General features: G+C 43.3%; 11 protein-coding genes and 1 pseudogene. 6 read left to right on the plus strand and 6 right to left on the minus strand.

What is annotated here, in order from left to right; translation table 11 throughout:
• Positions 1-91 precede the first annotated feature (91 nt).
• A complete protein-coding gene (locus tag ACTNB3_RS17185) occupies positions 92-1,291 on the minus strand; it encodes an RHS repeat domain-containing protein (RefSeq protein WP_441027149.1) in 1,200 nt (399 codons plus the stop codon).
• Between the two features lie 52 nt (positions 1,292-1,343).
• Entirely contained in the window at positions 1,344-1,877 is a 534-nt protein-coding gene (locus ACTNB3_RS17190) for a histidine phosphatase family protein (RefSeq protein WP_441027151.1), read from the minus strand.
• A 73-nt stretch (positions 1,878-1,950) separates the two neighbouring features.
• Between ACTNB3_RS17190 and ACTNB3_RS17195 the strand changes: the two genes are divergently transcribed.
• Positions 1,951-2,070: an ROK family protein gene (locus ACTNB3_RS17195; RefSeq protein WP_441027159.1), complete on the plus strand. Its 120-nt coding sequence runs from the start codon at positions 1,951-1,953 to the stop codon at positions 2,068-2,070.
• A 48-nt stretch (positions 2,071-2,118) separates the two neighbouring features.
• Positions 2,119-2,436 (plus strand): hypothetical protein, encoded by a 318-nt coding sequence (locus ACTNB3_RS17200; RefSeq protein WP_441027153.1) that lies wholly within the window; start codon positions 2,119-2,121, stop codon positions 2,434-2,436.
• A 21-nt stretch (positions 2,437-2,457) separates the two neighbouring features.
• Here the strand turns inward: ACTNB3_RS17200 and ACTNB3_RS17205 are convergent, their stop codons facing one another.
• Complete coding sequence (locus tag ACTNB3_RS17205; protein ID WP_321069885.1) at positions 2,458-3,288, minus strand: AraC family transcriptional regulator; 831 nt, start codon at positions 3,286-3,288, stop codon at positions 2,458-2,460.
• Between the two features lie 205 nt (positions 3,289-3,493).
• On the opposite strand from ACTNB3_RS17205, the gene ACTNB3_RS17210 reads away from it, so the two are divergent.
• The 3 genes and pseudogenes from ACTNB3_RS17210 (at position 3,494) to ACTNB3_RS17220 (ending at position 7,166) form a co-directional block, all read left to right on the plus strand.
• Positions 3,494-6,067 carry a glycoside hydrolase family 3 C-terminal domain-containing protein gene (locus tag ACTNB3_RS17210; protein ID WP_427808712.1) on the plus strand — a complete coding sequence of 858 codons (2,574 nt, stop codon included), beginning with the start codon at positions 3,494-3,496 and terminating at the stop codon, positions 6,065-6,067.
• A gap of 62 nt (positions 6,068-6,129) precedes the next feature.
• Positions 6,130-6,255: pseudogene (locus ACTNB3_RS17215) on the plus strand (MFS transporter); the annotation flags it as partial.
• Positions 6,256-6,467: 212 nt separating this feature from the next.
• Entirely contained in the window at positions 6,468-7,166 is a 699-nt protein-coding gene (locus ACTNB3_RS17220; protein WP_441027155.1) for a TMEM164 family acyltransferase, read from the plus strand.
• Here the strand turns inward: ACTNB3_RS17220 and ACTNB3_RS17225 are convergent.
• Entirely contained in the window at positions 7,123-7,764 is a 642-nt protein-coding gene (locus tag ACTNB3_RS17225; RefSeq protein ID WP_427808710.1) for an ATP-binding protein, read from the minus strand. The genes ACTNB3_RS17220 and ACTNB3_RS17225 overlap by 44 nt on opposite strands.
• Before the next feature lie 85 nt (positions 7,765-7,849).
• Here ACTNB3_RS17225 and ACTNB3_RS17230 point away from each other — a divergent pair, with 85 nt between their 5' ends.
• Positions 7,850-8,509, plus strand: coding sequence for a Crp/Fnr family transcriptional regulator (locus ACTNB3_RS17230; RefSeq protein WP_427808709.1), 660 nt, complete (start codon positions 7,850-7,852; stop codon positions 8,507-8,509).
• Between the two features lie 72 nt (positions 8,510-8,581).
• Here ACTNB3_RS17230 and ACTNB3_RS17235 read toward each other — a convergent pair whose 3' ends face one another.
• Together ACTNB3_RS17235 and ACTNB3_RS17240 are read right to left on the minus strand one after the other, a co-directional pair.
• A complete protein-coding gene (locus ACTNB3_RS17235; protein ID WP_427808708.1) occupies positions 8,582-9,118 on the minus strand; it encodes a hypothetical protein in 537 nt (178 codons plus the stop codon).
• A gap of 456 nt (positions 9,119-9,574) precedes the next feature.
• Positions 9,575-9,883: a hypothetical protein gene (locus tag ACTNB3_RS17240; RefSeq protein WP_441027157.1), complete on the minus strand. Its 309-nt coding sequence runs from the start codon at positions 9,881-9,883 to the stop codon at positions 9,575-9,577.
• Positions 9,884-10,051: the final 168 nt, after the last annotated feature.

Consider the following 10,051-nt stretch of genomic DNA (forward strand, 5'->3'; position numbering starts at 1 on the left):
ATATTTTCTAGGTCTTGCCATAGGGATCACCGCCGTTTTTTTTTAGTATATATCAAAACGGCTGTATTTACCAGCTTAATTTGATTATATATCAGTATGTCAACACACTAGAATAAATCAAACCATTTTCCAATCCAAACAATGCTTTCTCTACCAATGTAAAACCAGTTTTTCCCACATTAGCCGCATCCATACAGGTACCTATACTTATAAATGAACACGCTGCAGCCGTTACTCCATTAATAAGAGCATTTTTCTTACTTGCTCCATTATCCATGCTGAATATAAATGTCGATCCTCCCATTATAACCGCACCGGCCAGCGCACCTAACAGGGCCTTCTTACAAACCACACTAACTATAGTAGCAACCGCTATACCGGCTGCATCTTTCAAAGTAAATTTCTGTCCTACCACTTGCGCTGCCAAGAATGAAACTCCTACATTTACCAAAATATTAGCTGTCAGCCAAACACCTTCCGCCGCAAGTGCAAATTCTCCCTCTTTGTCTTGAAAGTTTACCGGATTATTATTACAGTATGCATACAGATTTTTCTCTGTCATCTCTCCCGGTTCTACAGTCAAAACTTTCACATCATCCGCATTCACAAATCTGCGCGTCTCCGGATCATAATACCGGCTGGATACATAATACAGGCTTACTTCCGCATCGTAATAATATCTTCTATACCTAAACGGGTTCTTTTCCGCCAGTCCATTCCCTGAGCCATCTGTTTTACTCAGCAGTTTTCCCCAAGTATCATACGTATAGGTTACTACCTCCGTTCCTGTACTGTCAATGAGTCCGGTGATATCTCCCTGGAGATTCTTCTGGTAGAAGTATCTCTCTCCTGCATATTCCATCGCAAAGAGATTTCCCTTGTCATCGTACAGGAAGTCCAGTCTGGTTCCGTCACTGCTTTTTTGTGCCAGGATGGCAGATCCGCTGGTGTAGAATTCCGTAGTGACGCCGTTCACCACTTTCTTCGTACGGATTCCGTCATTATCATAGCTGTTGGTCTGGGTCAGGTTGGTTCCTGTGATCTTCTTTAACCGTCTTCCCTGTTCCCATTCCATCGTCTTTCCGCGGTAGCTGAGCGGGTTGCCCATGGCATCGTAGGTGATCGTCTGCCCTTTATAAGCGGTAAGCTGGTCCTTCCATGCGCTGTTTCCGTAGGTATAAGTATCCGTTGATTTCACGGTTCCGGATATGGTCGCTGCGGTAGTATATGCATGAGCAACTCTCCTTCCATCACTGCAACTGCAGTACAAACCAAAACTATACGTTAACATTATAGTATACCACAGTTTCCTGAAAATGGGAATAAACCTGTGGTTGAAAATATTAGCACAAGAAATCGTACCGAATCACCGCACAGTTCTTCACGCCCCATGCAGCATATTCTTCATTGGTCATGTCTGTAAAATAAGACTGAACCACTCTTGCAATCCCGTTATGTGCAACCAAAATATAAGTCTTTTCATCCGACTCTGCCTTAATATCATCAAGCGAATTATAGATTCTTTGTGCCAGGCGTAATGTTGATTCACCGCCCTCATGATTGCAGGCAAAAAATTCTTTAGCTTTCTTGAAATCCTGTCCGTCACGTGGGGTGGACTCCCACTTACCAAAGTTCTGCTCAATCAATCTTGGTTCCACTCTGCATGGAATCTCTGTCATTTCGGAGATTAGCTGAGCAGTATCTGCGGCCCGACTAAGCGGTGAGCAGAGAATCTCATCTGCTTGAATTTCTTCGGCAATAATCTTACGGCCGGTTTTTCTGGCCTGCTCACGGCCATATTCTGTAAGCGGACTTTCGGTAACTCCGCAAATCTTATTTTCAACATTCCACACGGTCTGGCCGTGGCAATGAAACAAATCTGCTGCTTTTCTGGAATTATGGAATCATCCGGAACTGGACAGTGCGGTGGTTCTGCTCTTAAACCGTAATATGGGCGGTGCTGTCATCACCAGCCACCAGATTCATCAGGGAAGTTTCATGCACAGCGGAACTATTGAACATATGTGTATCGATCCGAATGGACCGCTCTGCTACTGTGGAAACAGATGATGCCTGGAAACTTTCTGCTCCGCCAATTCCCTGGAGCAGTCTGCCGGTATGACTGCAAAAGAATTTTTCCCACTTCTTCGCGAAAAAAAATCTTCCCATCTTACACAACTCTGGGAAGATTATCTGATACATCTGGCCTTTGCCATAAAAAATATAAATATGATTGTGGATGCACCGATCATTATCAGTGGATATCTGGCACCATTTTTCACCGAGGAAGATATTCAGATACTTCTAAAAAATGTTAATTCTGCTTCTCCTTTTCCGCTTGACAGACCTCAGATTTTGATTGGTAACCATGGACAATATACTCCAGCTATAGGTACTGCACTGTTTTATGTGGATCAGTTTATACGAAGTGTATAGACGTGTCTGGCTTTCGTCCATTCACATCCTCATTCTCTGCGGTGTATCTCCATAAATCTTTTTAAACGTTCTAAGAAAAATCTTATAATTACTGATCCCATGGGCTGCCATCAGATTGGTGATGGAGTCATTGGAATAAATCAGCTCATCATGAAAGCGCATAACACGGACAGCATTTAAATATTCCAGGAAGGTCTGTCCCGTATATTTTTTGAAAATCCTGCAGAAGTATTCCCGGCTCAGTCCCAGATTTCCGGCAGCTTCATCAAGTGTCAGCGGTTCCCGATAATGCTCTCCCACCCAATCCATTGTCTGGGTGAGCCGCAAAATATCACGGTGAGCCGCTTTCTGACCATCCGATGCCAGCCAGCAAGAATCATATCTGTAAAGACAGTACAAAAGATCATGAAGTCTGGCAGTAAAGAGAAGCGGATACCCATCCTCTTCCTTCTGGTAAATGTCCAGCATTTCCATCAGATAATGCGTTGGTGCGCAGGTCGAACCTTCCAGAGCAGTTCCGGCAGGAATCCATGTACCAAAATGGAGTACATCAAAATTTGGAAAGAACTGCTGAAGATATCGGGCGGAAATCTGAAGAAGAATATAACTGGTCGTATCTCCATGGGTACGGGTCATATGGATATCCTTGGAATTAATGATCAGGATATCACCTGCAGACAGTTCAAAAGTTTCTGCCTGAATAACCGCAGTCATCCCTCCGGAAACAATAAGAAGAATTTCCAGATATTCATGCCAGTGGGCCAAAATAGTGTGGGCCGGTTCCTGTACATAAGAAAAATGCACAGGCAACCGGCTGTTTTCACGGACCATTTCATAGGTATAAGCAGACATAATAGCATTCCCTCCTGTTTCTTCTCTATGGTATGTCAATTCTGACAATATTTTCTTTCTATATTTTAAGAAATAAATCAAAAAATATCAATATCAACCAAAAAATAGTCAAAAAAATGAATAGAAAAAAACACATATATACTTCATAATCAAGATATCTGAAAAATACAACCATGAAAATGATATATACGATCGGAGGGTTATTATGAAACTCAGAAAACGTCTGTTTCCAGGTACTACATCTGATGCTGTGACTGAGCGTGAGACAAAAAATCGCAAATTAGCCAGAAAGGCTGCTGCCGAAGGGTTCGTTCTTTTAAAGAATGATGAGCACTTTCTTCCTTTGCCGAAAGGAATCAGAATCGGACTTTACGGTGCCGGTGCGATCAAAACCATCAAGGGTGGCACCGGATCCGGTGATGTAAATGAACGTGACTGTGTAAATATTTATCAGGGTATGATAAATGCAGGCTATGAAGTAACCAGCAAAAAATGGCTAGATGACTATGATGCTCAGTATATTCAGGCAAGAGAAAACTGGAGGGATAAGATTTTCAAAAGCCTGCCGGAATATGACAATAATTTCTTTCGTGCCTACTCCGCAGCGCAGTTTCAGATGCCCTGCGGAAGTGCCATCGATGTAGAAGCTGCACGGGCAGATGGAGCTGACATCGCAATTTTTGTCCTGAGCCGAATTGCCGGTGAAAATGCAGACCGATCCGTGTCTGAAGGCGATTATCTGATCACAGCAGAAGAAAAATCACTGCTTACCCAGGTCTGTGAGGCTTATCAGGATGTAGTTCTGGTAATCAATACCGGCGGTCTTGTAGACCTTGGATTTACAGATGAATTTTCCAATATCCGTTCCATTCTGCAGTTTATGCAGGCCGGTCAGGAAGGTGGAAATGCATTTGCTGATGTGATCAGCGGCGATGTCACTCCTTCGGGAAAGATGACCGATACCTGGGCACTGACTTATGGAGATTATCCCAATGCTTCCTTCTTCAGCCATAACAGCGGCGATGTTTACAAGGAGGAATATAAAGAAGGAATTTATGTAGGATATCGCTATTTTGACACATTTGACGTACCGGTACGTTACTGCTTTGGCCATGGACTTTCCTACACGGAATTTGAGATGAATGCCGGAGATATCGCTGTAAATGGTATGGGAACGTCAAATCCAATGGTATCCGTCCACGTAAATGTAAAAAATGCAGGTGCCATATATTCCGGTAAAGAAGTTGCTCAGATCTACGTATCCTGCCCACAGGGCAAAATGGCAAAAGAATACCGCAGGCTTGCCGGTTTTGGAAAAACTCGTCTTCTGTCTCCCGGAGAGAGCCAGAGCCTGGAAATCTCCTTTTCCCTCTACCAGATGGCTTCCTACGACGAAGACCAGGCCGCATGGATTCTGGAAAAAGGAGCCTATGGTATCTGGGTGGGAAATTCTCTTGACAGTGCCAGACTAATCGGTTCCCTGAAGCTGGATGAGGACGCGTGCATGGTACAGTGCGAACATATATGTGAGAAAAAGCAGGAACTGGAAGAGATGATTCCAGATATTTCAAAAATGAAAGAAAAAGAAGCTGCATGGCTTGCGATGACAGATAAGCTTCCGACAATCGAACTGGAGGCTTCCGATATTCCATCAGAAACCATTTCGTATTCCGGTATTCCGGATAAACTACCAGGTAAAGCAGGAGATATTACCGAAAGCCTGTCCCTGGATCAGCTTGTTGCCTTCGCAACGGGAGATGTAAATTCCGGACAGAGCGAATTTGGTTCCGCAGGACAGACCGTTCCGGGTGCAGCAGCTGAGACTGTTTCCATAGCAGCTAAGGATCCCTGGAATGTAGCCAGTATCGTGCTTGCAGATGGCCCCGCCGGTATTCGTCTGAAACAGACCTATCAAGTATTTGAAGGAAAAATTGAAGCCGGTGATCTGATGGAAGCACTGGAAGGTGGATTTTTTGCAGCTAAACGTGGAAAAAGAGGCACCACATATCACCAGTATTGTACTGCTATTTCTGTGGGAACCCTTCTTGCCCAGACATGGAACCTGCCGCTTATCAAAGAAATAGGCGAAATGATCGGACATGAAATGGAACTGTTTGAGGTAACTCTGTGGCTGGCACCAGGTATGAATATCCACAGGAATCCTCTTTGCGGTAGAAACTTTGAGTATTATTCAGAAGATCCGCTCCTTTCTGGTATGATGGCTTCCGCCATGACTCTTGGTGTACAGAAGGTAGCGGGATGCGGAACCACTATCAAGCATTTTGCATGCAACAACCAGGAAGATAACCGTATGGGATCTGACAGTGTGATTTCCGAAAGAACGCTTCGCGAAATCTACCTGAAAGGATTCGAAATCGCTGTGAAAAACTCTCAGCCAATGTCCATTATGACCTCCTATAATCTCATCAATGGTGTCCATGCCGCGAACTGCTATGATATTTGTACAAAAGCCGCCAGAGACGAATGGGGATTTGCAGGAGCGATCATGACAGACTGGACTACTACCACAGATTCCACTGCAGGCATTTGTACCGCTTCAGGATGTATGCGTGCCGGAAACGATATGGTTATGCCAGGAGATCCTGCTGACCACGAGAACATCCGCAAAGAACTGGATGAAGGAACTCTGGATATCCGCGAGCTGAAACGCTGCGTATGCAATACCATCCGGGTAGCACTTCAGTCTAACCAGTACGAGGACGCTGTAAGCTATCTGGATCAATTCGAAAATCTTGACACTTATATGACAGCCAAATAAAAGAAGCATAAATTTTCCCCGTCGGGGTCTGTGCAGTGAACTCTGTACAACTTCCGCCGGGGAATTTTATTTTTATTCTTTCATCCATGTTTTTGATGAAATTCTATACCGATGTAATGGGTGTTTCCAGCGGCCTGGTGGGATTGATGATGATGGTTGCGCGAATCGTTGATGCATTTACTGATGTGGCGAACAAAATAAAAATGTCCCATTTCTCATTCTCCTGCTCTTTTCTTATCACAATTCAAGCTTCCGGTTAGCGCTTTAAAAGGCTTTTTTCTACGCTCTCCCAAAGCCAACCGCCTCCTTGTGTTTCTGTCTTGATTATACTATAATCAAGGCAGAATTGCACATAGCAGATATAACTCTTAACACAATGAAAGAAAAGAGATGATTAAAAATGTACATATTTCTTATCGGCAGCATACTTGCCATCACACTGGCCTGGAAGTCTCATCACTTCTCCGATAATATCCAGCAGCAACTGCTCGTTTTTCTTGCTGTACTGTTCCCGCTCTCAGAGCTGGTCAAGCAGATTCTTTTGTTCATAAATAACGACTGTACCTATGACTGGTGGTATTTCCCATTCCAGCTTTGCAGCATCCCAATGTATCTGCTTCCTTTATACTGTCTTCTCTCTGAGAAATTCTTGGGTCTCCGCAAAGTACTGGCTAATTTTATGGTTGATTTCGGTCTTCTCGGAGGAATCTTCGCATTTGCCGATACCAGTGGCATGCACTATGATCTGCCTGTACTCACACTACACAGCTACCTCTGGCACTTTCTTCTAATCTATCTCGGTTTCTTTCTGATATTTACCCAAAGAAACAGTTCCCTTCCAAAGGATTTCCTGCTTCCGGGTACCCTCTTTCTTCTGTTAGTTGGAATTGCCACATTGCTGAATATGGCCTTACATACCAAAGGACTCATCAACATGTTTTACGTCAGTCCTTACTATCATATGCAGCAGATTGTCTTTGCGGATATCGCCCTAGTCACCGGGCAGACCGCCGGACGACTTATTTATCTTGCATCCGAACTGCTGGGAGCTTTTCTTATACACTTGGGCTCAATAATGTTCCATCCGTTGAAATCGTAACGACCTGCCACGGAATGAATTTCCCGCTAGCCTGCAGCGCTTTCTTAGCGGCCATCACCAATCCTCCGCAGCAAGGCACTTCCATCCGCAGTACGGTAACACTGCAAATATCATTATTTGCAAAAATCTGTGTCAGTTTCCCGCTGTAATCCACCGAATCCAGCTTCGGGCAGCCGATCAGCGTGATCTTTCCGCGCATAAATTCTTCATGCACATTTGCATAGGCATATGCCGTACAATCCGCCGCAATCAGTATATTTGCACCGTCAAAATACGGCGCGTTTACCGGAACCAGTTTGATTTGGCACGGCCACTGGGCAAGTCTGGAAGTGCAGGAAACGGACCTTGCCATTTCATCTTTTTTCTTCTTATTCGCCAATACGGCCTGTTCATCATAAGCCGCCGCCTCACGTTCCACGAACGTAATTGCACCGGTCGGGCACTCCGGCAGACAATCCCCCAGCCCGTCACAGTAATCATCCCGAAGAAGTTTTGCCTTGCCATCCACCATGCCGATGGCCCCTTCATGACATGCGTTTGCACACGCACCGCATCCATTACATTTATCTTCATCAATTTGTATAATTCTTCTGATCATATTTTTTGTCCTCCTTGTGCTTCTGTTTGGATTATACTATAATCAAATCAAAAATTCGGTGGTTATAACCACAAAAGGAGAATTCATGGAGAAATTTTTATCACCTGTTTTTCAGGGAATTAATGATACTGAATGGCAGAAAATGCAGACTATCCAATGCATGCATCAGGCATCTTTCGCAAAAAATGCCGTCATTTTCCATGCAGGCTCAATGATATCCGATGCCGGTATCGTGATGCGTGGCAGTGTCAATATTGAAATCAATGATCTCTGGGGGAATCGCAGCATCCTGAGCAACGTTTCTGCCGGTCATATTTTTGCGGAAACTTATGCGCTCAGCCGGGAGCCTTTAATGGTAGACGTCGTATCTGCCGAAGACTGCGAGGTTCTGTTTCTGAATCTGAGTGCTCTTACAGATCCGCTGTATGCGAATGATTCCTGGCAAAGAAAGTTTATGAAAAACATCCTGAATGCCTGTGTACAGAAAAATCAGGTACTTTCAAACCGCATTTTCTGTACCACCCCCAAGTCAACACGTGCCCGCATCCTGACTTATCTTTCCTATCAGGCCGTTAAGGAAGGCAGAACTACGTTTCGAATTCCGTTTAATCGCCAGCAAATGGCAGATTATCTGAACCTGGATCGAAGCGCCCTCTCCAAGGAACTGGGACGTATGCGCGACGAAGGCATTCTGGAGTTTCGTAAAAATCAATTCACATTAACCGGGATTCAACTCTCACCGTAACACAAATACTTTGCTTTATTCCGGGTACCATACACTCTTTCCCGTAGATTTAGCATATTCAAATTCCGACGGTTACGGTCTTTCCTTCATATACCTTTCCCACATATCAGAATATCTTGTTCCCCATTCTACATTTGTGATAGTAGAGTAAGGAATCTTAAGTATATCATCATACCATACTCCATCTGCATCAAACGCCCTGAGAAATAGTTTATTCTTCTTCGCCTTGACAACTACGCCAATAGCAAACTCTCCATGAATTTCATCTTCCACAATAATAAATTGCTCCTTCGTTTTTAAGGAATCAAAAATTGTCCTCCAATCAGACAGATCAATATCCGGTGCCTTAATACCTCTTGTAATACCATATCGTTTATTAATCTCATTACATTTATTAGTATTAACCTCAACTTTCTTAAGTTGTGACATTTTACGTATACAATAGCCATCTAATTGAAAATCTGCTTCAGTTTGTCCCAAAAAAAATTTTTTATTTACTTCATTTGGATAATAATAAAAAAAGTCCTCGCTATACGAAAAGGAACAGCGGCATAGCCCTATTTCAGTAATTGCTTTTGTAATAATTTCAATCTTCTTTCGCTTTTTCATGGTTCTTCCTCTTTCCCTGTCCTAATTAATTTATATTATACACCGTAACACCCCCGATTCCAGTGCATTCGTTACGATTCAGGCTCTTTCTGTTGTCCCTTTCATTCCTTCTGTTGAAAAACGGCCAGCTTCATCAAAAGCCAGCCATTTTCCAAAAAAGCATCATTTCATATTATCTTTGCGCGTAGTCTATATGCCTGCATTACAGCCATGAGGATGTCTTCCAGTCAATCAGCTTATCACTATAACCTTACACATGGATTTCGGCACAATTCTATGCCTGAACAAAAGTTCTTTATACACTAAATACAGTTCAAGTCAAAAGAGTTATCAATTCACAATTTACGGTCCAGTAATGTAAAAACAATAAATATTGCCCCTGTTATCGGGAAGCTGAGTTTGAAGTTTTCATAATGTAGACACATTTTTACGATTACACGCATTATTATCGTTATGTTATGCCATTTCAATAAACGTAGTTGCATTTGAAACCTTGATCTGTGTATCCAGTTCCGCAAGAAGTGTACTCCGCTTTTCTTCCAAATCTGACAGTTTCTGAAAACGATCTATCAGATCCATAATTTGCTGATATGCCGCTTTAGCTTCCTTTGCATAGACTTCTTTGGCTACACGCTTTTCGTAGACTTTATCCTCATTCGGTTTGATCGTATCAACAAAACTTGCTTTTTCAATCTTATCATCAATCTTCTTAACCAGAAGATCTCTTTCGTCCAACGCCTGTGTCACCAGTATCTTATCGCCCATAATAAACTCCTCCCTTAAAATACCTGCCATTTTTCTTTCTAGTTACTATTGTGACATGCTCCCACTACTTAAGCCCTAAAGCTTTGAAGTAGGGGCTTCTTACTCAATAGCCCGATAGGGCTAAGTATCAATAAGCTATCCCCGCGTGCCCCGCGGTTCTTTTCTGCC

Origin of the sequence: Bariatricus sp. HCP28S3_D3 (genome assembly GCF_052065755.1) — a bacterium.
GTDB lineage: Bacteria > Bacillota > Clostridia > Lachnospirales > Lachnospiraceae > Allocoprococcus.

Bases quoted from the DNA above. Each gene is read 5' to 3' on its own strand.
- ACTNB3_RS17240 (WP_441027157.1), bottom strand. From the start codon at position 9,883: ATGGGCGATAAGATACTGGTGACACAGGCGTTGGACGAAAGAGATCTT.
- ACTNB3_RS17195 (WP_441027159.1), top strand. From the start codon at position 1,951: ATGGGCGGTGCTGTCATCACCAGCCACCAGATTCATCAGGGAAGTTTC.
- ACTNB3_RS17200 (WP_441027153.1), top strand. From the start codon at position 2,119: ATGACTGCAAAAGAATTTTTCCCACTTCTTCGCGAAAAAAAATCTTCC.
- ACTNB3_RS17225 (WP_427808710.1), bottom strand. From the start codon at position 7,764: ATGATCAGAAGAATTATACAAATTGATGAAGATAAATGTAATGGATGC.
- ACTNB3_RS17210 (WP_427808712.1), top strand. From the start codon at position 3,494: ATGAAACTCAGAAAACGTCTGTTTCCAGGTACTACATCTGATGCTGTG.
- ACTNB3_RS17230 (WP_427808709.1), top strand. From the start codon at position 7,850: ATGGAGAAATTTTTATCACCTGTTTTTCAGGGAATTAATGATACTGAA.
- ACTNB3_RS17220 (WP_441027155.1), top strand. From the start codon at position 6,468: ATGTACATATTTCTTATCGGCAGCATACTTGCCATCACACTGGCCTGG.
- ACTNB3_RS17185 (WP_441027149.1), bottom strand. From the start codon at position 1,291: ATGTTAACGTATAGTTTTGGTTTGTACTGCAGTTGCAGTGATGGAAGG.
- ACTNB3_RS17235 (WP_427808708.1), bottom strand. From the start codon at position 9,118: ATGAAAAAGCGAAAGAAGATTGAAATTATTACAAAAGCAATTACTGAA.
- ACTNB3_RS17205 (WP_321069885.1), bottom strand. From the start codon at position 3,288: ATGTCTGCTTATACCTATGAAATGGTCCGTGAAAACAGCCGGTTGCCT.